22 protein-coding genes, 2 tRNA genes and 1 pseudogene are annotated in these 25,049 nt (G+C 64.8%); 19 read left to right on the forward strand and 6 right to left on the reverse strand.

All coding sequences use genetic code 11. The features are described from left to right. The first annotated feature begins 209 nt into the window (after positions 1-209). The 12 genes and pseudogenes from B5Y19_RS21250 to B5Y19_RS21305 all read left to right on the forward strand — a co-directional run bounded on the left by B5Y19_RS21250 (position 210) and on the right by B5Y19_RS21305 (position 12,919). A complete protein-coding gene (locus B5Y19_RS21250) occupies positions 210-779 on the forward strand; it encodes a MarR family transcriptional regulator (protein WP_244555673.1) in 570 nt (189 codons plus the stop codon). Further along, complete coding sequence (locus tag B5Y19_RS21255; RefSeq protein WP_055726159.1) at positions 728-1,936, forward strand: glycosyltransferase; 1,209 nt, start codon at positions 728-730, stop codon at positions 1,934-1,936. Before B5Y19_RS21250 ends, B5Y19_RS21255 begins: the two co-directional genes overlap by 52 nt. A gap of 195 nt (positions 1,937-2,131) precedes the next feature. Continuing rightward, positions 2,132-5,215, forward strand: a complete 3,084-nt coding sequence (gene fdnG, locus B5Y19_RS21265; protein WP_082459016.1) for a formate dehydrogenase-N subunit alpha — start codon at positions 2,132-2,134, stop codon at positions 5,213-5,215. Positions 5,216-5,225: 10 nt separating this feature from the next. Further along, positions 5,226-6,146 carry a formate dehydrogenase subunit beta gene (fdxH, locus tag B5Y19_RS21270; RefSeq protein ID WP_055726156.1) on the forward strand — a complete coding sequence of 307 codons (921 nt, stop codon included), beginning with the start codon at positions 5,226-5,228 and terminating at the stop codon, positions 6,144-6,146. Then, complete coding sequence (locus tag B5Y19_RS21275; protein WP_055726155.1) at positions 6,130-6,825, forward strand: formate dehydrogenase subunit gamma; 696 nt, start codon at positions 6,130-6,132, stop codon at positions 6,823-6,825. Before fdxH ends, B5Y19_RS21275 begins: the two co-directional genes overlap by 17 nt. A 66-nt stretch (positions 6,826-6,891) precedes the next feature. Further along, a complete protein-coding gene (gene fdhE / locus B5Y19_RS21280; protein ID WP_079592050.1) occupies positions 6,892-7,812 on the forward strand; it encodes a formate dehydrogenase accessory protein FdhE in 921 nt (306 codons plus the stop codon). Positions 7,813-7,896: 84 nt separating this feature from the next. After that, positions 7,897-9,303 carry an L-seryl-tRNA(Sec) selenium transferase gene (gene selA / locus B5Y19_RS21285; protein WP_055726153.1) on the forward strand — a complete coding sequence of 469 codons (1,407 nt, stop codon included), beginning with the start codon at positions 7,897-7,899 and terminating at the stop codon, positions 9,301-9,303. After that, the gene (locus B5Y19_RS21290) at positions 9,290-10,054 is read left to right on the forward strand and encodes a tetratricopeptide repeat protein (protein ID WP_079592051.1); all 765 of its coding nucleotides are present in this window, start codon (positions 9,290-9,292) and stop codon (positions 10,052-10,054) included. The genes selA and B5Y19_RS21290 overlap by 14 nt, the downstream gene beginning before the upstream one ends. Then, positions 10,051-11,868, forward strand: a pseudogene (selB, locus tag B5Y19_RS21295) (selenocysteine-specific translation elongation factor); the annotation flags it as partial. The gene B5Y19_RS21290 and the pseudogene selB, both read left to right, overlap by 4 nt. Positions 11,869-11,973: 105 nt before the next feature. After that, positions 11,974-12,069: transfer RNA gene (locus B5Y19_RS26220), tRNA-Sec, on the forward strand. A 15-nt stretch (positions 12,070-12,084) separates the two neighbouring features. Then, positions 12,085-12,552, forward strand: coding sequence for a hypothetical protein (locus tag B5Y19_RS21300; RefSeq protein WP_055726448.1), 468 nt, complete (start codon positions 12,085-12,087; stop codon positions 12,550-12,552). Beyond that, on the forward strand, positions 12,539-12,919 hold the full coding sequence (locus B5Y19_RS21305; protein WP_055726447.1) for a hypothetical protein: 381 nt from the start codon (positions 12,539-12,541) through the stop codon (positions 12,917-12,919). The genes B5Y19_RS21300 and B5Y19_RS21305 overlap by 14 nt, the downstream gene beginning before the upstream one ends. Before the next feature lie 154 nt (positions 12,920-13,073). Here B5Y19_RS21305 and selD read toward each other — a convergent pair whose 3' ends face one another. From selD to B5Y19_RS21320, 3 genes are all read right to left on the reverse strand, one after another. After that, positions 13,074-14,150, reverse strand: a complete 1,077-nt coding sequence (gene selD, locus B5Y19_RS21310) for a selenide, water dikinase SelD (protein WP_055726446.1) — start codon at positions 14,148-14,150, stop codon at positions 13,074-13,076. 136 nt (positions 14,151-14,286) lie between these two features. Next, on the reverse strand, positions 14,287-15,381 hold the full coding sequence (locus B5Y19_RS21315) for a transglutaminase-like domain-containing protein (RefSeq protein ID WP_055726445.1): 1,095 nt from the start codon (positions 15,379-15,381) through the stop codon (positions 14,287-14,289). Continuing rightward, on the reverse strand, positions 15,378-15,815 hold the full coding sequence (locus B5Y19_RS21320) for a TlpA family protein disulfide reductase (protein WP_055726444.1): 438 nt from the start codon (positions 15,813-15,815) through the stop codon (positions 15,378-15,380). The genes B5Y19_RS21315 and B5Y19_RS21320 overlap by 4 nt, the downstream gene beginning before the upstream one ends. A gap of 274 nt (positions 15,816-16,089) precedes the next feature. Here B5Y19_RS21320 and B5Y19_RS21325 point away from each other — a divergent pair, with 274 nt between their 5' ends. From B5Y19_RS21325 to B5Y19_RS21355, 7 genes are all read left to right on the forward strand, one after another. Further along, on the forward strand, positions 16,090-16,284 hold the full coding sequence (locus tag B5Y19_RS21325) for a hypothetical protein (protein WP_055726443.1): 195 nt from the start codon (positions 16,090-16,092) through the stop codon (positions 16,282-16,284). Between the two features lie 141 nt (positions 16,285-16,425). Beyond that, on the forward strand, positions 16,426-16,758 hold the full coding sequence (locus tag B5Y19_RS21330; protein ID WP_055726442.1) for a hypothetical protein: 333 nt from the start codon (positions 16,426-16,428) through the stop codon (positions 16,756-16,758). A gap of 160 nt (positions 16,759-16,918) precedes the next feature. Continuing rightward, positions 16,919-16,994, forward strand: a tRNA-Phe gene (locus B5Y19_RS21335). Between the two features lie 205 nt (positions 16,995-17,199). Beyond that, positions 17,200-18,423 (forward strand): tyrosine-type recombinase/integrase, encoded by a 1,224-nt coding sequence (locus tag B5Y19_RS21340; RefSeq protein ID WP_079592052.1) that lies wholly within the window; start codon positions 17,200-17,202, stop codon positions 18,421-18,423. A gap of 759 nt (positions 18,424-19,182) precedes the next feature. Beyond that, positions 19,183-20,373: an SIR2 family protein gene (locus B5Y19_RS21345; protein ID WP_079592053.1), complete on the forward strand. Its 1,191-nt coding sequence runs from the start codon at positions 19,183-19,185 to the stop codon at positions 20,371-20,373. Next, entirely contained in the window at positions 20,370-22,208 is a 1,839-nt protein-coding gene (locus B5Y19_RS21350; RefSeq protein ID WP_079592054.1) for an ATP-binding protein, read from the forward strand. The genes B5Y19_RS21345 and B5Y19_RS21350 overlap by 4 nt, the downstream gene beginning before the upstream one ends. Before the next feature lie 2 nt (positions 22,209-22,210). After that, positions 22,211-22,423 carry a KTSC domain-containing protein gene (locus B5Y19_RS21355; RefSeq protein ID WP_079592055.1) on the forward strand — a complete coding sequence of 71 codons (213 nt, stop codon included), beginning with the start codon at positions 22,211-22,213 and terminating at the stop codon, positions 22,421-22,423. A gap of 186 nt (positions 22,424-22,609) precedes the next feature. Here the strand turns inward: B5Y19_RS21355 and B5Y19_RS26640 are convergent, their stop codons facing one another. The 3 genes from B5Y19_RS26640 to B5Y19_RS21365 form a co-directional block, all read right to left on the reverse strand. Beyond that, positions 22,610-22,741 carry a hypothetical protein gene (locus B5Y19_RS26640; protein WP_280174390.1) on the reverse strand — a complete coding sequence of 44 codons (132 nt, stop codon included), beginning with the start codon at positions 22,739-22,741 and terminating at the stop codon, positions 22,610-22,612. After that, positions 22,732-23,388, reverse strand: coding sequence for a DUF2971 domain-containing protein (locus B5Y19_RS21360; protein WP_176168685.1), 657 nt, complete (start codon positions 23,386-23,388; stop codon positions 22,732-22,734). The genes B5Y19_RS26640 and B5Y19_RS21360 overlap by 10 nt, the downstream gene beginning before the upstream one ends. A gap of 205 nt (positions 23,389-23,593) precedes the next feature. Continuing rightward, positions 23,594-25,048 carry a hypothetical protein gene (locus B5Y19_RS21365; protein ID WP_210190124.1) on the reverse strand — a complete coding sequence of 485 codons (1,455 nt, stop codon included), beginning with the start codon at positions 25,046-25,048 and terminating at the stop codon, positions 23,594-23,596. Position 25,049 lies beyond the last annotated feature (1 nt).

The following is a 25,049-nucleotide window of genomic DNA, read 5'->3' on the forward strand; positions in this document are numbered from 1 at the left end:
CTATGCAATATTTTGAATTTCGAATTAGTTTCCAGTCATTATGCGACTGATACGATCTTGTCTTTTGGCGAATCCAAGTGGCATGTGCTTTGCCTATAGGCTCAACTAGGCGCGGGGGAACAAACGGGATGGATTGTTCATTTTTCGATCAGGCGGGGTAAGGGATGCACTTCAAATTGCACGGCGGCGAGCAATTCCTAGGCGGATCCTTGAACGGCCATGACCGGCCCGACGGCAATGGCGATCTGGAGGACAGCCCGGATCGCAGAATTTCCGCGTTCGATCTCGCCCGCGTCATCGAGCGGGTGAGCCGGCGCTTTCTGGACTATCTGCGCCTCGAGCTGGGCAAGCTCGGCATCGAGGACATCTCGCCCTCGCAGGTGATGATCCTGCTCACGATCGGGCATGGCGAGATCGCGGTCCGAGACCTGCTCGACCGCGGCCATTACGGGGGCTCGAACGCCTCCTACAACCTCAAGCAACTGGTGGAGAGCGGCTATCTGGAACGAGGCGCCTCGCCTCGCGACCGGCGCCTGGCGCGAATCTCGCTGTCCCTCAAGGGCCAGATGCTCTGCGAGCGGCTGCGCCTACTCGACGAGGCCAGCCAGTTCGGCAGCCGTTCCGAGAACGGCGCCGAGGCCGACCTCCTGACCACCCATGAAACCCTGCGCCGGCTGGAGCAGTGGTGGAACGATTCCCTCCGCTATGGCGGCATCCTGCTCGCATCATGCATGTCCTATTCGTTCATCGCTCAGGATCTGGTCAATTCTCTGCTCTGATCGAGCGCCTCGTCGCCCGCGGTGACGAGGTCACGCTGATCAGCGAACGCCCGGCGGCGGAGCAGCCGGGCGTTCGCCAGCTCGCCTATACGACCGGGGAACCGGCGACGAAGCATCCTGCGCTCGCCGCCACCGACTACCACCTGCGCACGGGCGAGGCCGTCGCCAGGCTGATGACGCACCTGCGCAACGACGACGCCCCCGATGTGGTGATCGGGCATGTCGGCTGGGGCGGACTGCTCTTCGCGCGAGACGCCCTGCCCGATGCCGGGCTGATCGGCTACTGCGAATATTATTATCGCAGCGAGGGCTCGGACCTGGATTTCGGGCAGTCCGAGCCGCCGCAGCAGGCGGAACGGCAGCGCATCCGCATGCGCAATGCCGCACAGCTTCTCACGCTAGACACGCTGGACGCCGCCTATGCGCCGACGCATTGGCAACGCCTGCAATATCCCGGCGCCTACCGCCAGCGCATCGCCGTCTGCCATGACGGCATCGACACGCGGGTCTGCCGGCCCGATCCGACCGCCCGCTTCACATTGCCGGACGGCCGGATCCTGTCGGCGGGCAACCCCGTGGTCACCTTCGCCGCCCGCGATCTCGACCCCTATCGCGGCTATCCGCAGTTCATGCGCGCGGCCGCGCTATTGGCGGAACGGCATCCCGAGATCCAGTTCGTCGCCGTCGGCGGCGACGGGCCGGGCTATGGCCGCCCGCGAGCCGACGGGCTGCCCTGGCGCGAGGCGATGCTCGCGGAGACCGGCCTCGCCGATCGGATCGTCCATATTCCCTGGCTCAGCTACGAGGCGCTGATCCGTCTCTTCCAGGTCTCCGCCGCCCATGTCTATCTGAGCGTCCCTTTCGTCCTGTCATGGTCCCTGCTGGAGGCCATGGCGTGCGGCTGCCTCGTCGTCGGCTCCGATACCGAGCCGGTGCGGGAGGCCATCCGCGACGGCGTCAACGGACTGCTCGCGCCCTTCCACGACACCCAGATTCTCGCCCGCCGAATCGAGGAAGCCCTGCATCACGGCCCCCGTCTGACACCCCTCCGGCGCGCCGCCCGCGAGACGGTGATCGCCGGCTACGAGCGCGAACGCTGCCTCGACCGGCAGCTGGCCTGGATCGCGCAGCTCGACAGCCGGGAGGTCGCCGCCTAGATCGCGCTGCGCCCTTTCGGGAGCATCCTCCCATAACCCACTATTATATAACATTATTTTCCGAGATTCGGCTTTCGCTTCCCGGCCCGGCGCAAAAGCGCCGGCTGCCGGCGGCGCATGCGGCTTGACGCCCCCCTCCCAGGGTCTCACTATTCCAAATTGAATGACGCCCTGTCATTCGCCTGGGAGGTTGAGATGCTGCATGAGCTCTCGCGTCGCCAGTTCCTGAAAGCCGCAGGTGCGGGTCTGGGCGGCTCTGCCGTCGCCGCGCTGGGGTTTGGCGGTGCCGAGGAGGCACTTGCCCAAGCCGTGCGGCCCTTCAAGCTGGCGCGCACCACCGAAACACGAAATACCTGTCCGTACTGCTCCGTCGCCTGCGGCGTGATCCTTTACAGCCTGGGCGACAAGTCCAAGAACGCGCATCCCGCGATCATCCATATCGAAGGCGACCCGGACCACCCGACCAATCGCGGCACACTCTGCCCGAAGGGGTCGGCCCTCCTCGATTTCGTCCACTCCGAAACGCGCACCAAGGTGCCGCAATATCGCGGCCCTGGTCAGCGCGAGTTCAAGCAGATCAGCTGGGGCGAGGCGCTCGACCGCATCGCGCGGCTGATGAAGGACGACCGCGACAAGAACTTCGTCGCCACGAACCAGGACGGCGTCACGGTCAATCGCTGGCTGACGACCGGTTTCCTGGCCGCTTCGGCGACCACCAACGAGACGGCCTTCCTGACCTACAAGGTCGTGCGAAGCACGGGGATATTGGCGTTCGACAACCAGGCGCGTGTCTGACACGGACCGACGGTGGCCAGTCTGGCCCCAACATTCGGTCGCGGTGCGATGACCAACTCCTGGACGGACATCAAGAACACCGACCTCGTCATCATCATGGGCGGCAACGCCGCCGAAGCGCATCCTTGCGGCTTCAAATGGGTCACGGAGGCGAAAGCCCAGCGTGGCGCCAAGCTGATCGTCGTCGATCCGCGCTTCACGCGCTCGGCCTCGGTCGCGGACCTCTACGCGCCGATCCGGCAGGGCACCGATATCGCCTTCCTGCTCGGAGCGATGAAGTACTGCATCGACAACGACAAGATCCAGCACGACTACGTGCGCGCCTTCACCAACGCGCCCTATATCGTGAAGGAGGGCTTCGGTTATCAGGACGGCCTGTTCACCGGCTATGATGAAGCGAAGCGCGATTACGACCGATCGAGCTGGGAATACGAACTCGGTCCGGACGGCTACGTCCAGATCGACGAAACGCTCCAGCATCCGCGCTCGGTCTACCAGCTGCTCAAGAAGCACATCGCGGCCTATACGCCGGAGATGGTCGAGCGCATCTGCGGCACGCCGAAGGACAAGTTCCTGGCGGTCTGCAAGCTGATCTCGGAATGCTCCGCGCGCGACAAGGTCATGACCTCGATGTACGCGCTGGGCTGGACGCAGCACTCCAAGGGCTCGCAGAACATCCGCTCCATGGCGATGCTGCAGCTCCTGCTCGGCAATATCGGCGTGCGCGGCGGCGGCATGAACGCGCTGCGCGGGCACTCCAACATCCAGGGTCTCACCGACATCGGCCTGATGTCGAACCTGATCCCGGGTTACCTCACGCTGGGGACCGACAAGGAGGTCGATTTCTCGACCTACATGTCGACGCGCGGTTTCAAGCCGCTGCGTCCGAACCAGATGAGCTACTGGCAGAACTACAGGAAGTTCATGGTGAGCTTCCTGAAGTCGATGTGGGGGAAGGCGGCGACGCCTGAGAACGACTTCGCCTATCAATGGCTGCCGAAACTCGACGTGCCCGGCTACGACATGCTCCGGTACTTCGACATGATGCACCAGGGCAAGGTGAACGGCTATTTCTGCCAGGGCTTCAACCCGCTGCTCTCGCTCTCCAACCGGGGCAAGGTCACGCAGGCGCTGTCGAAGCTGAAGTTCCTGGTCTCGATGGACCCGCTGCAGACCGAGACCGCCCGGTTCTGGAAGGACGAAGGCGTCCATAACGACGTCAAGCCCGAGTCGATCCAGACCGAGGTCTTCGAGCTCCCGACGACCTGCTTCGCCGAGGACGAGGGTTCGCTGGTCAATTCCGGCCGCTGGCTGCAATGGCACTGGCCGGGCGCCGAACCTCCTGGCGAGGCGAAGACCGACACCTGGGTCATGGCCCAGCTCTACCAGCGCCTGCGGGCGCTTTACGAGAAGGAGGGCGGCGCCTTCCCCGACCCGATCGTCAATCTCCATTGGCCCTATCGCCTTGCGGACGATCCGCAGCCGGACGAGATGGCCAAGGAGATGAATGGCTACGTCGTGTCGACGGTGACCGATCCGGTCGACCCCACCAAGGTGCTGCTCGAGAAGGGCAAGCAGGTCGACACCTTCGGGCAGCTGCGCGACGACGGCTCGACCGCCTGCGGCTGCTGGATCTATTCCGGCAGCTGGACCGAGAAAGGCAACATGATGGCCCGTCGCGACACCAGCGACCCGGCCAACACCGGCGCCTACTCGAACTGGGCCTTCTCCTGGCCGGCCAATCGGCGCATCCTCTACAACCGCGCCTCCGCCGATCTCGACGGCAAGCCCTGGGATCCAAAGCGCAAGCTGATCGAGTGGAACGGAACGGCCTGGAGCGGCTATGACGTGCCGGACATCGCGCCGGCCGCCAAGCCGCAGGATGTCGGCCCGTTCATCATGAATCCCGAGGGAACGGCGCGGCTGTTCTCCCGCGGCATGATGAAGGACGGCCCCTTCCCGGCCCATTACGAGCCGTTCGAAAGCCCGGTCGCCAACGTGATGGCGCCCAAGATCCGCGGCAACCCCGCCGCGCGCATCTTCAAGGACGATCTCGCCGCGCTCGGGACCTCGGACAAGTTCCCCTATGCGGCGACCTCCTACCGCCTGACCGAGCACTTCCACTTCTGGACCAAGCATGTCTGGGTCAATGCGGTGCTCCAGCCGGAGTTCTTCGTCGAGATCAGCGAACAGCTGGCTGCGGAGAAGAACATCCAGAAGGGCGGCTGGGTGAAGGTCTCCTCCGCCCGCGGCGTGGTCTATGCCAAGGCCGTGGTGACCAAGCGCATCAAGCCGCTGGTCTGCGACGGCAAGACGGTGCACGTCGTCGGCATCCCGCTCCATTGGGGCTTCACCGGTGCGGCCAGGAAGGGCTTCGGCCCCAACAGCCTCACCCCGTTCGTCGGCGACGCCAACATCGAGACGCCCGAGTTCAAGGCGTTCCTGGTGAATGTCGAGCCGTCCAACGGTCCGGCTGTGAGCTAGGGAGGGTCCAATGGCTGGATTGCAGAGTCAGGACTTCGCCCGCATCTCGGCGACCACCTTCAGGCCGCCGGATGTCCGCCACGATTTCGAGGTGGCGAAGCTCATCGACGTCTCGAAATGCATCGGCTGCAAGGCGTGCCAGGCCGCCTGCCTCGAGTGGAACAATCTGCGCGAGGAGATCGGCTACAACCGGGGGGTTTACGACAATCCGCACGACCTGACGGAGAACACCTGGACGCTGATGCGGTTCACCGAATGGGAGAACCCGGGGACGGGCAATCTCGAATGGCTGATCCGCAAGGACGGCTGCATGCATTGCGCCGATCCGGGCTGCCTCAAGGCCTGCCCCGCGCCCGGCGCGATCGTGCAGTACAACAACGGCATCGTCGACTTCGTTTCGGAAAACTGCATCGGCTGCGGCTATTGCGTGAAGGGCTGCCCCTTCAACATCCCCCGCATCAGCCAGGCCGATCACAAGGCCTATAAGTGCACGCTCTGCTCGGACCGCGTCTCGGTCGGCCAGGCGCCGGCCTGCGCCAAGGCCTGCCCGACCGGCGCGATCGTGTTCGGCACCAAGCAGGCGATGCTGGACCATGCCGAGGGCCGGATCACGGACCTGAAGTCGCGCGGCTTCAAGAACGCCGGGATCTACGACCCGCCGGGGGTGGGTGGCACGCATGTGATGTATGTGCTGCACCATGCCGACCAGCCGCAGCTCTATGCCGGACTGCCGCAGAATCCGCGGATCAGCCAAGTCGTCGAGCTGTGGAAGGGGCTGACGAAATATGCCGGCATGGCGGTCGTGGGCTTCGCCGCGGCCTTCGCCTTCGTCCATGCCACCGTCGCCCGACGCAACGATGTCAGCCGTGCGGAGGACCGCAAGGCCGAGCATCTGATCGACGAGGAGGCAGCCCGTGGCCGTGAGGCGTGAAGAGGAGCGCACGACCGTCGACCGCTACCCCGGCCGCGTGCGCGTCAACCACTGGATCACCGCGATCTCGCTGATCCTGCTCGCGTTCAGCGGGGCGGCGCTGTTCCACCCCTCGCTGTTTTTCCTGTCGAGCCTGTTCGGCGGCGGGGCGGCGACGCGGATGCTGCATCCCTGGATCGGGGTCGTGCTGCTCGCCAGCTTCACGATCCTGTTCATCCAGATGGTGCGCTACAACTTCTGGACGAAGGCCGACTCACACTGGATGCGCCACATCGGCGAGGTGGTGGCAGGGCGCGAAGAGAACCTTCCAGAGGTCGGCAAGTACAATGGCGGCCAGAAGATCATCTTCTGGCTGATGACGCTCCTGATCCTCGTCCTGTTCGGGACGGGCATCATGATCTGGTACGAATACTTCGGCGCGACCTTCACCATCGAGCAGCAGCGCATCGGCCATATCCTCCATGCGCTGACGGCGGTCGCGATGCTGCTGGTCGTCATCGTCCACATCTATGCCGCCTTCTACGTCCGCGGCACGATCAACGCGATGACGGAGGGCAAGGTCACCGGCGGCTGGGCCTTCCGCCACCATCGGCTCTGGCTGCGTCAGGAGGCGCGCAAAGGCGTCATCGACGAACGTCAGACGCCACCACGCGGCCACGGCGTCGGCCCGGCCGAGTAGACAAGATCGCGGAGCGGCCCCGGCCGCTCCGCCTCCCGTGACCCGTGCGGTTCGAGAGGACAGCGGATGAGTGACGATCCGGGCTTTCCCGCCCTCGAAGATGTCGGCATCGCCGAACGCGACAAGCCGCCCTTCGTCCGGCTACCGAAGCCGGAAACCCTGTTCGGCCTGCGCGCCATGCGCTTCGCGGCGCTGGCACCGGGGCACCAGCTCGAAGCCTATCTCCTCTTCCTTTCCGAGGTCGCGAAGGCCCAGGATGCGCTGGCGCGTGCGTTGCCCGCCCCTGCCCTGCCGCCGCTTGCGGAAATGCGCCGCCGGGCCGGGCATGCCATGCCGATCCTGCCGCGCGAGGAGCTGGCCGGAGAGCCGAGCGCCATGGCGGCATTGGTGGAGCTTCCGGCGCTGCTCGCCGCCGTCGTGATGCCCGAGCAGGCCCGCGCCGCGCTCGGCCGCATCGCGCAGGCGAGCGACGAGCATCGGCAGGCGATGCTCGCGGCCGTGCTGGCGGATGCAGTGCCGGTCGAGGCGTTCGCCGAGCACATCTTCGCCGCGGCCGCGCTCCAGGTCGCCGCCGCCCGGCGCGCCGCCCTTCTCGACCCGCTCCTGCCGCAGCCGGTTGCGGACGGGGTCTGTCCCTGCTGCGGCGGGCCGCCGGTCAGCAGCGCCGTGGTCGGCGACGCCAATATCGAGGGCGTGCGCTACGTCCAATGCTCGCTCTGCGCGACGCAATGGAACCATGTCCGGGTGAAATGCGTCTCCTGCGGCTCCACCAAAGGCATCGCCTATCAGGAGATCGAGGGCGTGGCCGACACGATCAAGGCCGAGACCTGCGACGAGTGCCGGACCTATGTGAAGATCCTCTACCAGCGCAAGGACATGGAGCTGGAGTCCGTGGCCGATGATGTCGCGAGCCTCGGCCTCGACCTGCTGGTGACCGAGGCCGGCTGGCGGCGCGCCGGCGTGAACCCGTTCCTGCTCGGCTATTAGGCATCGAACCGAAAGGTGGATCCGGCGTTGGGATCATTCGATGGCTTTTCGAGAGCTGATCACGCGTCTCCCGGAGGGAGCCTGATGAACAAGCCCGAACGCTTCCGCCCGCCCTCGGTCGATACGGTGCTACGCAGCCCAGGCGGCGAAGTCGCCATCGCCCGCCACGGACGGGCAGCGGCGACCGAAGCCGTGAGACGGGTGCTGGAGCAGTTGCGCGGCGGAGGCCAGCCTCTCGCCTCCTCGCCGGAGGAGATCAGCCGCACCGTGCTGGATTGGCTGGAGGAGCGCGGGCGGCCCTCGCAGCGCCCGGTGATCAACCTGACCGGCACCGTGCTGCACACCAATCTCGGCCGCGCCCTGCTGGCGGAGGAGGCGATCGAGGCGGTGGTCACCGCCATGCGCGCGCCGACCAATCTCGAATATGCGATCGAGACCGGGCAGCGCGGCGAGCGCGACGCGCATGTGCGCGAGCTGATCCGCGAGCTCACCGGCGCCGAGGACGCCCTCCTCGTCAACAACAACGCCTCGGCCGTGCTGCTGGTCCTCAACACCTTCGCCAGGGAGCGCGAGGCCATCGTCTCGCGCGGCGAGCTGATCGAGATCGGCGGCGCCTTCCGCATGCCGGACATCATGTCCCGCGCCGGTGCCCTCCTGCGCGAGATCGGGACGACGAACCGCACCCATCTCCGGGACTATGCCGAAGCCATCGGCCCGCAAACCGGGCTCCTGATGAAGGTGCATACCTCGAACTATGTGGTGCAGGGCTTCACCGCCGAGGTCGAGCCGGCGGAACTGGCGAAACTCGCCCGCGAGCACGGGCTGCCTTTCGTCGACGACCTCGGCTCCGGCACGCTGGTCGACCTCTCGCGCTGGGGCCTGCGCAAGGAGAAGACGGTGCAGGACGCACTGAAGGGCGGCGCCGACCTCGTCACCTTCTCCGGCGACAAGCTGCTCGGCGGGCCGCAGGCGGGCATCGTCGCCGGGCGCAAGGACCTGGTCGCCAGGCTGGCGAAGAACCCGCTGAAGCGGGCGCTTCGCCTCGACAAGCTCAGGCTGGCGGCATTGGAGGCGACGCTCAGGCTTTATCGCGCCCCCGACAGCCTGGCGCAGCGCCTGCCGACGCTCCGTCTGTTCACCCGCAAGCCGGCCGAGTTGCGCGCGCTGGCGGAACGGCTCCAGCCGCAGCTGGCTGCCGCGCTCGGTGCCGGCTGGATCGTCGATCCGATCGACTGCGCCAGCCAGATTGGCTCGGGTGCGCTGCCGCTCGAAACGCTGCCGAGCGCCGGCCTCGCGATCAAGCCGGCCGGGAAGGCGGCAGGCTCGGCCGTCGAGAAGCTGGCGGCGGCTTTCCGGGCCGTGCCGGTGCCGATCATCGGCCGGATCGCACAGGGCGCGCTGATCTTCGATCTGCGCTGTCTCGAGGATGAGGCGCTGTTCGCTGGGCAGCTCGATGCGCTGAACGCGGAGCCGGGCGATGGGTTGGCTTGAACGCCTCCTTCGGAAGGCCTCCGCCGGCAACGGGCAGCCGAGCCGTGGCGACGCCGCCGCCGCGATGGCCGCCGCCGCCGCGGCCGTCGAACGCGGCGACCATACGGCAGCGCTCGCGCTCTGGGGGCCGCTCGCCCATGCCGGCATCGGCCGCGCCCAGAACAACATCGGCGCCTGCTTCGCCGAAGGGCTCGGCGTCGCGCGCGATCCGGCGCTGGCGCTACGCTGGCTGACGCTGGCCGCCGAAAGCGGCGATCCGGTCGGACAGCGCAATCTCGCGGCGCTTCACTTCAAGGGCGAAGGCGTCGCGCAGAATGACGAGGAAGCCTCGCGCCTCTACCGCCTCGCCGCCGAGCAGGGCGACGCCCCGGCGCAGGACATGCTGTCCTGGATGCTGCTCGAAGGCGGACAGCCGGACGATCGAGCGGAGGCGCTGCGCTGGGCGCAGGCCGCGGCCGAAGCCGGGGTCGCCACCAGCATGACCAGGCTCGGCATGATGTACCATGACGCGCTCGGCGTGGAGCGCCAACCCGCCCTCGCCGCCGCATGGTGGCAACGGGGCATGGCGGCCGGCGACCCGGATTCGGAAGCGATGCTCGGCGCCGCGACGCTGCTCGGCCAGGGCGTGCCGCAGGATGCGGGCCGCGCGCTTGCCCTGCTGCTCTCGGCCGAGGCCAAGGGCAGCCTGCTCGCAGCGCCTTTCATCAAGGCCGCGCGCATCGCCGCCTCGCCTGCGGAGGCGGGGCCATGATCATCGGTACGGCCGGCCATATCGACCACGGCAAGACCTCGCTGGTCAGGCGGCTGACCGGCGTCGACACCGATCGGCTGAAGGAGGAGAAGGCGCGCGGCATCAGCATCGCGCTCGGCTTCGCCTATTGGCAGCAGCCCGATGGCAGCGTCATCGGCTTCATCGACGTGCCCGGCCACGAAAAATTCGTGCATACGATGCTGGCCGGCGCTTCGGGCATCGACCTCCTGCTGCTCGTCGTCGCGGCCGATGACGGGGTGATGCCGCAGACGCGCGAGCATGTCGCCATCGCCCGGCTGCTCGGGATCGAGCAGACCGTGGTGGCGCTGACAAAGGCGGATCTCGCCGATGGCGCGCGGCTGTCCGAGGTCGCCGCCGAGATCGCCAACCTGCTGGCGGAGACCTGCTTCACTGAAGCCCCGATCCTTCCCGTCTCGACGCTGACGGGCGACGGCCTTCCGGAACTCTCCACGCTCCTCGCCGGCAAGGCGCGCGAGACGAAAGCGCGGCGCGGCGACGGCGCCTTCCGGCTGGCCGTCGACCGCTGCTTCACCCTGCAGGGCGCCGGGACGGTGGTCACCGGCACGGTACTGTCCGGCAGCGTCGCGGCCGGCGACGGTGTCGTCGTCTCGCCGGCCGGCCTTGCGGCGCGGGTGCGGTCGATCCATGCCCAGAACCGCCCGGCCGAACGCGGCATGGCCGGCGATCGCTGCGCGCTCAACCTGGCCGGCCCGGACATCTCCAAGGAGGCGATCGGGCATGGCGACATGGTGGTGGCCCCCTCGCTTCATGCGCCGACGCGGCGGATCGATGCGGAGGTGACGGTGCTGCCCTCCGAGACGAAGCCGCTCGCGATGTGGCAACCGGTACGGCTGCACCACGCCGCGGCGGAGGTCGGGGCGCGGATCGTGCTGCTGGGCGACGAGACCGCCCCGGGCGGGACGGCTCCGGTCCAGCTCGTTCTCGACGAGCCGCTGGCGGCCGCGGCGCTCGACCGCTTCGTGCTGCGCGACACGAGCGCCTCGCGCACCATCGGCGGCGGACGCTTCCTCGACCTGCGCGCGCCGGAGCGGCGCCGCCGCAGTCCGGAACGGCTGGCGCAGCTCGCCGCGCACGGCCATCCTGATCCCGCCGAAGCGCTGCGCGGCCTGCTGTCACTGCCGCCGTATCATATCGATCCCGACGGCTTCGCGCGCGACCGTGCGCTCGGGGCCGAAACGGCCGGCCGGCTCGCGGAGGAGCTCGGCCTCGTCAGGATCGGCGCCCTGACGATGCTGCCCGAGCACTGGCAGGCTCTGGCGCAGGCGAGCGCCGCGCGCCTCGACGCCTGGCATGCCGAGCATCCGGACCTGCCCGGCATGGGGCTGGAGCGGCTGCGCCTGGCTGTCGCGCCGCGCCTGCCCGCCCCCGTCTTCCGGTCGGCCTTGTCGCGGCTGGCCGATGAAGGCGCGCTCGTCGCCATCGGCTCATGGGTCAGGCTGCCCGGCCACGAGGTCCGGCTTTCGTCCGAGGACGAGGCGCTCTGGGCGCGCATCGCGCCGCTGATCGACGGGCAGGAGCGCTTCCGGCCGCCGCGCGTCCGGGATATCGGCCAGCTGCTCGGCCATCGCGAGGAGGAGATCCGCAGGCTGCTCCGGCTCGCCGGCCGGCGCGGCGACGTCCACGAGGTCGCGCTCGACCACTTCTTCCTGCGCGCGACGCTGGGCGAGATGGTCGCGATCGCGATCGATCTCGCCGGCGCCCATCCGGCCGGCTTCAACGCGGCGCAGTTCCGCGACAGGCTCGACAACGGCCGAAAGGTCGCTATCCAGATACTGGAGTTCTTCGATCGTCACGGCCTCACCATCCGCCGCGGCGATCTCAGGCGCATCAACCGGCGGCGGATCGACCTGTTCGGCCCGCAGCCCGCGATGACCGATGGAGGAGAAGCGTCCCCGGTGGGGCGTCCGGACTTCAAATCCGGGAGGGGCCGTCAGACGGTCTCTGGTGGGTTCGACTCCCATTCTCTTCCGCCAATTCCCTGAGGCGGCATGATCGACGACGACGCCCCTGCCCCGGACCTGATCGCATCGTTCGAGCGCGCCGCCGAAGCGGCGCGACAGGCCGAGCAGCGCTACCGCACCGAAGCCGCGCAGCGGATCGCCGCGCTGGCCGAGGAGCGCAGCACCGCCTTCCGGCGGCTCAATCTGGTACGCGGCGCCGTCAGGGCGATCTCCGATGCCGAGGAGCCAGAGACCGCCGTGGCGCGCGCCCGCTTCGTCGTGGCGCAGTCGCTCGGCTGGGACGAGATCGGCCCGCCGCAGGAGCGCGTGCTCGATCGCCTCCTGCCGTTCCTCGAGGCCTTGCGAAGCGGCCTCGCCGATGCCGGCGGCCAGGGGCTCGACGCGGCCGAGGCCGCGCTTCGCGATTTCGAGGCCTGGTACCGCGCCGAGACCGGCAGCGACTTCTACGCCCTGTTCGAGCGCTACATGCCAGAGACGCCGCGTGTCGACTTCTAGGGGGCTCGGAACCGATTTCGACCGCTGGCTCGGCAAGCTCTTCCGCAAGGGCCCATTCACCGCGCTGATCGTGCTGGTGAAGATCACCGAGCCCAAGGTCGAGCCGCTGCGCTCCACCTTCGTCCATGTCGTCGGCAACGAGATCGACTGGGGCGACATCGTGCTGATGCTGCGCGGCGCCGGCGTGAACTGGGACGGGGCGGCCTTCTTCCCGACGCGCGACGGCGATGGCGGGCTCGTGCCGGACGAACTGGCTCGCGGACGCCTCCGCGAGCTCGAAACCTCGCTGCGCGAGGACCGGCTGGTGCTCAACAAGGGCGCCTTCTTCGACGTCTGGGGCCGGAACCTCAAGGTAGAAGAAGCCTGAAGCGGCAGCAGATCCCTCCAGATTCGCCAGCGTCATTGCGAGCGTAGCGAAGCAATCCGGGGGCTGGGGAGACGTTCAGCCCAGTCACCTGGATTGCTTCGTCGCTTCGCTCCTCGCAATGACGGCGGCAGGCATCTCATGCTGCCCGCAAGTATCAATCCACCACGACGCGCCCCGGCCCCGCCTCGACCGCGCCGATGATCCGCGCGGCCGGATAGCCCGCCTCCCTGATCTGCGCGAGGATATCCCGCGCCCGCTCCGGCGCGCAGGAGATCAGCAGCCCGCCGGAGGTCTGCGGGTCCGCCAGCAGATGGCGGCGCCAGTCCGGCAGCGCCGCCGGCAATTCGACGCCCTCGCCATAGCTGGCCCAGTTGCGGTGGGAGGCACCCGTCACCCTGCCCTCCTGTGCCAGCCGCTCGGCCTCGGAAAGGAAGGGCAGATCGGCGAGCCTCAGCCTCAACGTGACGCCGGAGCCGCGCGCCATCTCCAGCCCGTGGCCGAGAATGCCGAAGCCGGTGACGTCGGTGACCGCGTGGACGTCGTCGTCCTTCGCCAGCTCGGCACCGATCCGGTTGAGCAGCGTCACCGAGGCGAGCATCTCGTCATAGGCGGCCGGCGCGAGCTCACCCTTCTTGAAGGCGGCCGAATAGATGCCGACGCCGAGCGCCTTGGTCAGGATCAGGGCATCCCCGGGCTTCGCACCGCTGTTACGGCGCAGATTCCGGGGATGCAGCAGGCCGATCACCGCGAGCCCGTAGATCGGTTCGGGCGCGTCGATGGAATGGCCGCCCGCGACGGGTATGCCTGCCTCGGCGCAGATCGCCGCGCCGCCCTTCAGGATCTCGCGGGTCGCCTCGATCGGCAGCTGGCCGAGCGGCATGCCGAGGATCGCCAGCGCCATGATCGGCCTGCCGCCCATGGCATAGATATCGGAGATCGCGTTGGTCGCGGCGATGCGGCCGAAATCGCGGGGATCGTCGACCATCGGCATGAAGAAATCCGTGGTCGCGACAACGCAGGTCTCCGCATCGATCTGCCAGACAGCGGCATCGTCGCCGGTCTCGGTACCGACCAGGAGCTGCTTGTAGGGGCCCGCCGCCGGGTGCTCAGCCAGGAGCTGCTGCAGGACGGAGGGCGCCAGCTTGCAGCCGCAGCCGCCACCATGCGCCAGGCTGGTGAGCCGTGGCACAACCGGCTTGGCCGGCGCTTCGCGCTCGATCGTGTCACTCATCGCAGAACCTCCTCCGGGCCTCACCCGAAACCGTGGTCGAGTTGACGCGGAACCACGCCGTCGTCCCGGCCCTGCATGTCGCCGAGGCTGGGACGGCTCACGCGTCCGCGAAGAAACGTCGCGCGCGCGACTTGCCTCAGGCGGTGATCTCGGCCGCCTTGATCGTGTACCGGAACGTGTCGGGATCGAGGCAATCGAGCAGCGCTCCGGCGACCTCGGCTTGCGGGTACATCAGGAAGCCGACCTTGTGCTGCGAGCCCGGCAGCACGAGGTCATGCGCCATGTTGTAGCCGAGCCAGTTGCCCTCCCAGGCTCCGAACAGGGCTTCGCGCGCCGCGACGACCTTGGGATCGTCGACGGCGTTGTTTCCGGGCGGCTCCTCGAGCGCGACCTTGCGGACGTCGGCCGGATCGGTCGCGACCCAGCCATGGCCTTCGAGCCAGATTTCGGCACGGCAATGCTGGGCCTTGGTGATCACCTCGGATCCCGCCCCCAGGCTCTTGTAGCCGAATTGCGAGGGCGCGACGCGAATACCGTAGATATCCCGCGCCGGGATGCCGAGCGCCCGCACGAGCGCGACATAGAGCGCGTTGAGATCGGCGCATTTGCCGCCGAGATTGCCGCTGCGCAGCATCGAGGCGACGTCGCCGGTGCCACAGCCGCGCGTCTTCGCATCGCGGAAGGTGTTCGCGACGACCCATCGATAGATGGCCCGCGCCTTGTCGATGTCGCTCGCCTGGCCAGCCGCCGCCTTCTCGGCGGTTTCCCGGACGATGCCGTCGGTCGGCATCAACTCGGTCGCTTCCAGATAAAGGCTGCGCTCGGCGGCCCCAAGCGTCGGAGCCGCCCCCTTCGCAAAATCTTCGGCGCGGTCGCGCAGCGAGAAGCGGCTCCTGACCTCGACGGCCGGCGCCGCCTCGCCCTCCTTGAAAACGAGATGCAGCATCTGCGCGCCGTATTTGGGTTCGCTGACGATCTCGGCCGAAGCGGCGTTGGTCTGCCACTCGTTGCGGCCGGGTTTGATCCATCCGGCCGCCGCGACGGAAGGCAGCGGGATCCAGGCCTGCGTCTTCCCCTGCCCCGCGAGATCGAGGCGCGTCACCACCTCGAAATCCCGCCATTTGCCGGGCTTGGGGGCGAAGACGGGCGCTTGCGCGAAGCCCTCGCGTGGCAACAGCAGCGCCGCTCCCGCGGCCGCACCGGTCCTGAGCATGTCGCGTCGGCTGATCATGGTGTGCTCCTCCCCCTGTTTGCGCTGGTGTCTATCGGGCTTGTTCCGGTGAGGGCTTCCAATGCCGCCTGCACCGGCGGGCTGGTCCAGTCGAGCGGCTCGACCGCGAGCGATACGGGGCGCAGATCGCGATCGAGCAGGAAGCTCGTCGGCAGCCTGTCCACCCGCCAGCGCTTCATCGCAGCGCGGTCCCGGTCGAGCAGGATCGGGAAGCGCATCGGGCGCTGGCGAAAGAAATTTCGGACGCGCGCATCGACCTCGCCGACATCGACGGCGAGGATGGTCACCCCGGCGCCAAGCCGTGTCGCCAGGGCGTCGAGCGCGGCGATCTCCTCGATGCAGGGCGCGCACCATGTCGCGAAGAAATGCACGATGACGGGCCGGCCGCGGAATTCCGCGAGATCGATCGCCGGGCCGTCCAGACGATCGAGCACGAGTGGCGGCGGCCCCTCGCCGGACCAAGGCAGCAGATTACCCGCCGTCGCCCTCGGGGCAGCCCCGCAGGACACCAGTCCCGCAAGCACCAGGAGGAAGCGCCTTCGCTGTCGATCAGGTCGATGAGCGCCCCGGCACGCGGGAGCTACGACGGCAAGCACGCGCCATCCTTCCCCGCGCGGGGCGCAGCGTCAACTGCTCCTTTCCGATACTCGATGACGCAACGGCACGCTCCCTTGCCCCCGCCCGCAAGCAGGGGCATCCTGCCTCGCGATGAAACTCCTGCTCGTCATCGGGATCGCCGTCAGCTGCGGTCTGGCGATCTGGCTGGCACTGGACGGTAACGCCGTGATGGCGCTGCCGCTGGTTATCGTCGTGGCGGCTCTGGTGCGCACTCTCGTCCGCGTGATCAAGGGCAAGCAGTTCCGGCCGGCCGACACGCCGATCGCCCAGGATTCCGAGAACTGACGGTCCGCGTGCCGATCGCTCCGGCCGCTCCCCTCTGCGGTAGAGAATCAGGTAACCAAAGGTCAGGCTGTCGCTATGCGCCGGGCCCCTCGATGCTACAATCCGCCGGCCGACAAGGACCGTCTTCTCGAGGGGGCGCCGATGGCCGAGCAGGCAAGGGATCTGCTGAAACGCGACATCGAAGGCTTGCGCACGGACGTGCTCAAGGCCGGCGTGCTGAACGCGAAGGCCTTGCAGGAAAGCGCCGAAACCCATGTCGCGCATCTACACCTCGCCCTGCACGAATCGGCAGAGCTGCACGACGCCTCATTCCAGGTGGTGAACGGCATCATCGCCTTCGCCAGGCAGCTCTACAGCCAGGCTGCGGTCGCAGAATCGGAGAAGGCCCGGCGCGGAGCGCTGGCCGCGGTCGACAGGCTGGCGGAGGTGCTGGACCGGGCCGAGCTTCGACAGGTTGCGCCCCTATCCGCCTGATCCGGACGACAGCCGCGGTTCGCGGTTATCTTCGCTCATCCACAGGCGGCAGCGCGGCAGGCGACCTCCAAGCAGAAAGCCGGCTGAAGTGACTGGACAGGCCGAACGGCAGCCTCTATATCGCCTCCACCAACACGGACGGCGCGGCGCGCCCCGGGGCGCCCAGGTAGCTCAGTTGGTAGAGCATGCGACTGAAAATCGCAGTGTCGGTGGTTCGATTCCGCCCCTGGGCACCATCCCCTCTCTTCTTGACGTTTCAGAACAGTTCGCAGCCGGTCATAAGGCATTGATTTTTCAATGCCTTACTCGTTCATGACGCTTCATGGCCGATCATGAAGCTTCGTCAGGCGTCCTGTCGTTAGTGGGATAATTCGTGGGACCTGAGTTGATCCCACTCCCTAGATTGGATTTTATCCCACTATCACACGATGGCAGGATAAAATGGCGCGCCAGATCAATATCTTGAAGCAGGGGGCAATTGCCTCACTGCCCCAAGGCCGTCACAGCGACGGAGGTGGGCTTTATTGCGTGGTTGCGGCCGGCGGCTCCCGCCAATGGGTCATGTTTTACCACCACTCCAACAAGCGAAGAGAGATGGGGCTAGGCTCGGCTGGATCTACCGGTCTCTCTCTGACTGACGCGCGCAAGCGAGCGGTAGAAATTCGTTCTGCCGTCGCCTCTGGCCGTGATCCTGTCGCGGAGAAAGCAGCCCTTCGCTCGGCGACACGGATTGCCCAAGAGGCGGCTGCAACCGCGACGAAGCGCGTGCTGTTTGGCGACTTCGCCAAGGATTATATCATCGAACGGAAAGCGACCTGGAAAGATAGCCGTGCCGAGTCAAACTGGCTGTGGTCGATCGAGCACCACGCCGCGACCTTGCTCACAATGCCGGTCGACGACATCAGCCTTGAGCATGTCCAAGCCGTGCTGGCCCCCATCTGGGTCACGAAGCAAGAAACTGCAAAAAAGGTAAGGCGCCGGATCGAGGCGATCCTCGACGCCGCTCGGGTGAAGGGGCTAACTCCACCTCAAGCGCCAAATCCAGCAAAGCTCGCTGGCAACCTTGCCCTTGTTCTCCCACGCGCACCACGTGGCGACAATCACGCAGCGCTTCCCTATGGGGATGTGCCCGCGTTCATGAAAAAACTGAGAGCGCGGGCCATAACAAACGGCGCGCTCGCTTTTGAATTCCTGATCTTGACGGCGGCGCGGACCGGTGAAGTGCTCGGCGCCACATGGGCCGAGATCGATCTGGATCAAAAACTTTGGACGATTCCTGCCGAGCGAATGAAAGCGGCACGCGAGCACATTATTCCGCTTTCTGACCGCACAGTCGACATACTGAAACTCATGCGCCCCCACGCTTCGGAAGGCAGCAGCTTCGTGTTTCCTGGCCAGTCACCAGGCAGGCCTCTTTCAAATATGGCCTTCCTATCGTTGCTACGCCGGATGAATGTTGACGTTACAGCCCACGGCTTCCGATCCACCTTCAGAGATTGGGCCGGCGACTGCACGAGCCATGAGCGCGAGGTAGCCGAAGCCGCCCTGGCTCATTCAGTCGGTGGGGTCGAAGGAGCCTATCGCCGCTCTACCGCTCTAAAAAAACGGCGTGCGCTGATGGACGAATGGTCAGATTATTGCTGCCCCTCTACCCTAGGGCTCTAGCAATCATAACAACTCGCCTGTGAAGATGGTCCGAGCGCTGGCGCGCGGCGGAGCAAAGTGCCGGAGGCAGTCGGTCCCGCGTCCCGCCTTCGGCGTCGCTATGCTGACGCTCCTGCGGCTACCTTGTTCAACCGGTCACATTGCAGGCGAATGGCCGCCCAGCCTGCCGGAGAATATTGGCTTCTTCGCCCCGGCCGACCGGCGTCTGATATGCCCATTTCTGCATAGGGTATTGGACGGCCAGTGACCGCCGGGGCTGGCACGGGCGGGCGGCTACGACAGGATCTCAGGGCACGAGGCACGGCGTTGAAGAAAGCTGCAGGACGGTCAAAGAAGGTCTGTCAGCAATGACGTAGCCGGCCGTTGCACCGTCGAAATTCGGCTCCCGACCCTAGGTGAGGCATTCGCGGCTAGGATCTCACGAGCGAGATTGGCCTTTGATAACGTTGGGAACGTCCACTTAGGGGCAGTTTGATCTCGCGAAGGCCGCGTTGTTTGTGTCGGCCCTTAACTGATCTCTTGACGTTTGCCTGCGGTCGTACCCCGACAACTGATCATTAACACTGGCCCGAATATGCGCGCGGCATGCGGCTGCATTAGAGCTAATTCAAAGTCGGTCGGGATCGCTACCAATTTGAAGCTTTAACAGTTGCTATCGCCCAGGTTGCGTGGCGGCCACAAATCGCCGATTAATCTGTACCTTAGGGCTTTAAGTTCGGGCGGGAATAGATGGAGAGTGTTCACAATCCGGATCGCTATATGGCCGACTTGCGGCAGGTCCTATCGCAGGGTCGCAAGCGCATTGGTCTTCTTGTTGGCGCAGGAGCACCGCTATCGATCAAAGTCGACGCAGGCGGCAAGCTAAATTCGGCGGGTCAGCCGCTGATTCCCGACGTAGAGGCTCTGACCGCGAAGGTTCTCGCGGCGTTGAAAGGAACGGAACAGACCGCAGCGACGGCTATTCACACCGGGCTCGGCACGAAAGCAAACGTCGAGGCGCTGCTGTCGAAGGTGCGCCTCTTGGAGCAGGCCTTAGGCACGACGCAAGTTCATGGTCTCGACAGCCAAGGCTATCGAGACCTCGGAAAAGCGATCTGCAAGGAGATCGGCACTTTGGTCGGGCCGAAACTTCCGGCCGAGCGGAATGCCTACAACGAGCTGGTCGCCTGGATCAGTGGGACGGTGCGTAGCCATGCCGTTGAGGTTTTCACTTCGAATTACGACCTTCTGTTCGAGGAAGCCTTTGAGCGCGCGCGAGCACCGTACTTCGATGGCTTTTCCGGGGGGAGCTCGCCCTTCTTCGATCCGGTCACTGTGGCGGGCGACGATCTCCCGCCGCGATGGTCAAGACTTTGGAAGCTGCATGGGTCATTGGGCTGGAGTCTTGAAGGCGGCGCCGTCGTTAGAAGCGGCGCGCGCGAGGCAACGCAGCTCGTTTATCCCGATTACCTAAAGTATGATCTGACTCAGAAGCAGCCATACGCTTCACTATTCGAGCGCCTTAAGACGTTTCTGCTTACACCGGACACCCTGTTGCTGACGACCGGCTTCTCTTTCCGCGACGCGCACGTCTGTGCGGTCCTGGACGAAACTTTGGCTATGAATGCAAATACGGCCGTGCTTGCGTTCCAGTATGGCGACCTCGACAAGGAAGAAGGTGCCTGCCGGCTAGCGTATGACCGACCAAACTTAAGCGTATATGCGGCGGATGGCGCGATCATCAATAGTGTTCCCGGGCGTTGGCAACCCGGTGAACTCGCCAAAAACTGGGGAGAAATCCGCGCCAGCTTCTGGGATAGGCGGAAGCCGGACCGAACCGCTGAGTTTCTGTTGGGGGATTTCGTGCAGTTTGCAAGATTCTGCGCACTTGCCCAAGCGTCGGACTTGACCCGCTCTGCCAAGGACGAGCCGCAGCAGGCCGACGCGCCCGAAGCGGAACCTGCGCATTGAATAGCACCGATCCCACTTTCCTCGGCTGCGTAAGCGCTGTCTCCGGCGCGTCGGTGACCGTGAAGCTGGCCGCGTCGCTGGCGTCTGGTTTGGCAATCATCAATGGCCACACCTATAGGGTCGGCCAAGTCGGGAGCTTCGTACGCATTCCACAGGGCTACCAAGACCTTTACGGCGTGGTATCCGAGGTCGGGGCAACAGCTGTACCTGCAAACTTTGCCGAAACCTCCGTAGACACCGGCCGTTGGATGAAGGTCGAGCTAGCCGGGGAAGCGATCGGCGCCACATTCGAGCGAGGGTTGAGTCAACACCCGAACATCAATGATACCGTCCACATTGTGACCGAAGCCGACCTGCGGCGCATCTACGGCCGTGGCGGCGATGACCAGGTAGCCATCGGTACGCTTTCCAGCGCCGAGAACATTGTAGTGCGGCTATCGCTCGACAACCTTGTGACGCGCCATTGCGCGGTGCTCGGCTCCACGGGCTCTGGCAAATCCACAACCGTCGCCAGTTTGTTGCGGTCAATCGTCCGGCCTGAGGCGCCAGCTGCAGGGTCGCCCGGCGCGCGCATCCTACTATTGGACTTGCACGGCGAGTACTCGAAAGCCTTGTCCGACGTGGCGCGCGTTTTTAGTGCGACGCCACAGCCCGGAGAAGAGCCGCTTTACGTGCCATTCTGGGCACTTGAAGCGGGCGAACTGCTCAATTTCGTCGCGGGTGGTCTGAACGACAATCAGGAAATCGCCTTTACCGACAAGATCCAAGAGCTGAAGGCCGCGAGACTGAACGCATCGCCTCTTCCAGGGCTCGACCCGCAGTCCCTGACGGTGGACAGTCCGGTTCCATTCAGCCTCAAGCATTTATGGTACGAGCTGATCGATTTCGAGACCACAACCTTCACTGGGCCGCAGCGTGATCAGCCGGCCCGCGAGCATCCGGGGGATGCCAACACGCTCACGCCGCCGCGATACACGCCTCACGCTATGGGCGCGGCTGGCCCATTCGTGAACACCGCTGCCAAGGGCATCCGTCGCCAGCTCAATCTGCTTCGCTCTCGGTTGCTCGACCGACGCTTCGATTTCCTTCTGCATCCTGGGCCGTGGGAACCAGACCTGAACGGCGCAGTCGCCAAAGACCTCGACGAACTTTTAGGGCAATGGCTTGGCCATGATCGTCCCGTCACCATCTTGGATCTGTCCGGAGTTCCGAGCACGGTGTTGGAACGTCTAATCGGGTCAATCCTCCGCATCGTCTACGAAGCGCTGTTCTGGAGTCGGGAAAAAACCGAAGGAGGAATTCTCCGTCCGCTGCTAGTGGTAATGGAGGAGGCTCACCGTTATCTCGGCCCCGATACTGGGGACGTGGCCTCGGCCATCGTAAAGCGGATAGCCAAAGAAGGTCGAAAATACGGTATCGGAGCGATGCTGGTTTCCCAACGGCCTGCGGAAGTCGACGAGACCGTACTGTCGCAGTGTGGGACTCTAATCGCTTTACGTCTCTCGAACCCAGCGGACAGAAGCCGCGTGAAGGGTGCCTTGCCCGACAATCTTTCGGGGCTGATGGACCTGCTCCCGGTCTTGCGCACGGGTGAGGCCATTATCGCCGGCGAAGCCGCGAGGCTTCCCGTGCGTTGCCGCGTCACCTTGCCCTCCGAAACGCATCTTCCCCGAAGCGCCGACCCTGCAGTTACTGTTGCTTGGGCGACGCGTAGGAAGGCCGAGGGTTATGATCGCGTCGTCGCGTCGTGGCGAGCGCAAAGCACGACCGCCGTAGCCGTGGTCACCAACATCCAGCGCCAGGCCGTTGAGCCGGACGCCGAAGGCGAGAAATAGACATGGATCGCCAGCTCGTGGCTTCGACAAACATCGCGTCAGTCGGTTATGATGCGGAGAGCGAGACGCTTGAGGTCGAGTTCTCCAATGGAACCGTCTACCAGTATTACAACGTGGGGGCCGACCTGTACGAACAGTTCATGCAGTCGGCTTCGAAGGGGCAATTTTTGAACACTTACATCAGAAACGCCTACCCGTACTCACGAGTTGGCTGACGCTAGGCACCGAATGCTCTCCGGCAATCTCACTTCGTGACTTCTCTTCGGCTTTAGCTGCTCCCTGCTGAATAAGTTCCTAGAAGATTTCCGCTCTGACGAAGGGGCGAGCGAGGCTTGGCAATCAGCGAACGACTATACAGGCGCGGTCGCTCGTCTCGCGACGTCCCGGATCGCCCCCGCGCTTCAGGCCGCGCGGGAGTGGATGGTCGCAGGCCGGCTGCTCTGCTCGGCGGCCACGACGAAGGCCCCGACCTGCGCGCCGAGGTCCTGGTGGGCCTGAATGATTTGGATCTGAAGAATAGCCGTCAGGGCCACATGCTGTCTTCGCGCTGCCGGACAACGACGAAATCTTCGAAACTGCCGCGCGACATGTAGGTGTCGACGGTAGGATCATCGACCACGGCGAGGACATCCGACCGTCGTCCCGTGTACCGAGACCCAACGATGACCTCGCGCAAATTCAAATTATGCGAGAATGGCATAAAGTAATGAACGGATCCGTTGATAATGGTGGCATTTTCGAGAGCAATATAAGCGCGGTACTCCTGCTCATAAGACCAGCCCATAGCTTTCATTTTGGTCAGACGTTTGATGTCTTCGGGCGTTATATCGTCGAGCGTCAAGTGGCCGAAATCAGAAAGTTTCGGCCTTTTGGCCGTGTACTCGACACTATAGAAGGCTTGATCGGGAACATCGAAGCCAAGGGCCATGCCCCTGTGGCTATCTGCGTAATGCGCCCACATCAGAGGGCTCGACCAGCTCTTTGTCATGCAGAGCACTCCATTCTTGTCGCTCAGGTGTCGCCGCATTTCTCGCAGGGCAATGCGCTCCGCTTTGTCCTGCAGCGCCACGCCGATGAACTCGAAGTCGTCGTTAAGCTCTTCAATTCGGCCAATTCTGAGCCGCCGTTCGCGGATCGAGCGCAGGCCATTCTCCGCATTCATGAAGCGGTATAGACGCATCGTCGTTTCCCGTCCTCGGCGCTCTTTCGGTCGGTATCTGTATTCCGGTCTGCTCGCTATCGCGCCGGATTCGAAGAGCAGGACGCAGCACAAAAGCCAGACAAGGGGCATCCGTGCGCTTGCCTGAAAGCGGACGCGAGCAGCCGAGCTAACTTTCAGCTGCTTGCGACAATCTCGGCGGCACAGTCAGCGACGGACCGTACACCTAGAACCCAAGTGATTTGGTGATCGCGTTGACCTTCTCCATAAGTCTAGTCTCGCCGCGCATATGTTCGAGCGGCGGCTTGTATTCCTCGATTATTTTTATGATGTCGAGTCCTTGCGGGCTGGTGATTTTCGACTTCGCGGCATCGAGCAGCTCGCGATACTTGTCTTTCGGAAGCCTAAACTGAAGCTTGCTCGTTATATGCATCTTGCGGAACGATAGCACGGCAAGTAAAATCTGCGTCGCGTCGAGATTCCCGAGGAGGCGCTGATAAATCGGCTCGGCGGACCATGCGACGCCGTGGCCGTTCGTAAGGAATACTTCGACCAGACCCTCCACGTAGCGCTCTGCGATGGCGGGCGGAACAAGGCCCTTCTCGCCGACGAGCGATTCGAGACGCCGTGCAAAGGATGGCTCAAGGTGAAAGTTGTTATAGCTACGGTGGGCGGTGAGCAACTCGTCGATAGCGGTACCAAGCTCAGCGGCGCGGATCGCGTCCGGTATGTAACTCGCGGCACCGACGCCATCGAGGAACTCGCGCGCCAGCTTAGACTTGGTGGCGTCATTGTTCGCGGTGAACTGCCCGTATTTAACGCCCAGGTTCTTACGCATCGGCTCGCCAACAAACGGCCAGAGCCGAGGCGCCAGAAGCCGGACGTTATCGCGTGCCAAGGGAAGTGAACTCTCGTTCGTGTAGATGCCAAAGAACCCCGCCATCAGGTTGTTGCTCTGGTCTGACATCAGATCGACGAAGAAGCCACTAACCTGCTGGGCGCTGACAGCGTCAAGAGCGTGAGTCTTCATGTTGGACAGCAGCGCCTTGATCTGAGCGGTCGCGTTCGTCTCGGGAAGCGCGATGACCTCCTTGATGCAGGTCTCGAACCAGGCGATGAGCTGCAGGCCGGTGATCTGGTTTTGATTAGGATGGGCGGCGCTCGCCCAATTACGCATGTAACGAATGTAGTCGAGGTGCTTGAAGCCGAGGTCCGAGATTAGTCCCATCTCGGAAGCGCCGCGGATCAGCTCATTGTCATCCAGTCGAGCGAGGTCTTCCTCCGTCGCGAGCTTCTTGCGCTTGTCAGGGTTGGTTACCGCAAGATCGAAGAAGTACTCTAGATCGTAACGGACTACGCGTTTGCGCAGCTCGTGAATGGTTTCGTCCCAGAGATAGTTTAATGCCGCATCGAAGAGGCCCGATGCAGCAGCGGCGATGAATTTCGATACGTAAGTCGACTTTTGCTTGTGGTCGAGGCCGAGCAGATCCAACACGGATTCCACATTGTTGAAAACCCGCACGCGCTCTTCCACCGGGACGAGCACGTTCTGCGTCGGTAGGCCATGTTGCGCGATGAAAGTCATCAGACCCTTCTCGAAGCTCTGGAGCTCATTCTTGTAGCTCGGGGCTCCCGTCGCCGGGGTTGTGATGAGGCTGGTGTTCTCGGTCGTGGTCGTCACG

The organism is Allobosea thiooxidans, from assembly GCF_900168195.1.
Lineage (GTDB): Bacteria > Pseudomonadota > Alphaproteobacteria > Rhizobiales > Beijerinckiaceae > Allobosea > Allobosea thiooxidans.

What these genes read in the sequence shown, in the direction of transcription:
- B5Y19_RS21255 (WP_055726159.1), top strand. Translation starts at nt 728, where the DNA reads ATGCATGTCCTATTCGTTCATCGCTCAGGATCTGGTCAATTCTCTGCT.
- fdxH (WP_055726156.1), top strand. Translation starts at nt 5,226, where the DNA reads ATGGCTGGATTGCAGAGTCAGGACTTCGCCCGCATCTCGGCGACCACC.
- fdhE (WP_079592050.1), top strand. Translation starts at nt 6,892, where the DNA reads ATGAGTGACGATCCGGGCTTTCCCGCCCTCGAAGATGTCGGCATCGCC.
- selA (WP_055726153.1), top strand. Translation starts at nt 7,897, where the DNA reads ATGAACAAGCCCGAACGCTTCCGCCCGCCCTCGGTCGATACGGTGCTA.
- B5Y19_RS21290 (WP_079592051.1), top strand. Translation starts at nt 9,290, where the DNA reads ATGGGTTGGCTTGAACGCCTCCTTCGGAAGGCCTCCGCCGGCAACGGG.
- B5Y19_RS21300 (WP_055726448.1), top strand. Translation starts at nt 12,085, where the DNA reads ATGATCGACGACGACGCCCCTGCCCCGGACCTGATCGCATCGTTCGAG.
- selD (WP_055726446.1), bottom strand. Translation starts at nt 14,150, where the DNA reads ATGAGTGACACGATCGAGCGCGAAGCGCCGGCCAAGCCGGTTGTGCCA.
- B5Y19_RS21315 (WP_055726445.1), bottom strand. Translation starts at nt 15,381, where the DNA reads ATGATCAGCCGACGCGACATGCTCAGGACCGGTGCGGCCGCGGGAGCG.
- B5Y19_RS21325 (WP_055726443.1), top strand. Translation starts at nt 16,090, where the DNA reads ATGAAACTCCTGCTCGTCATCGGGATCGCCGTCAGCTGCGGTCTGGCG.
- B5Y19_RS21330 (WP_055726442.1), top strand. Translation starts at nt 16,426, where the DNA reads ATGGCCGAGCAGGCAAGGGATCTGCTGAAACGCGACATCGAAGGCTTG.
- B5Y19_RS21340 (WP_079592052.1), top strand. Translation starts at nt 17,200, where the DNA reads ATGGCGCGCCAGATCAATATCTTGAAGCAGGGGGCAATTGCCTCACTG.
- B5Y19_RS21345 (WP_079592053.1), top strand. Translation starts at nt 19,183, where the DNA reads ATGGCCGACTTGCGGCAGGTCCTATCGCAGGGTCGCAAGCGCATTGGT.
- B5Y19_RS21355 (WP_079592055.1), top strand. Translation starts at nt 22,211, where the DNA reads ATGGATCGCCAGCTCGTGGCTTCGACAAACATCGCGTCAGTCGGTTAT.
- B5Y19_RS21360 (WP_176168685.1), bottom strand. Translation starts at nt 23,388, where the DNA reads ATGCGTCTATACCGCTTCATGAATGCGGAGAATGGCCTGCGCTCGATC.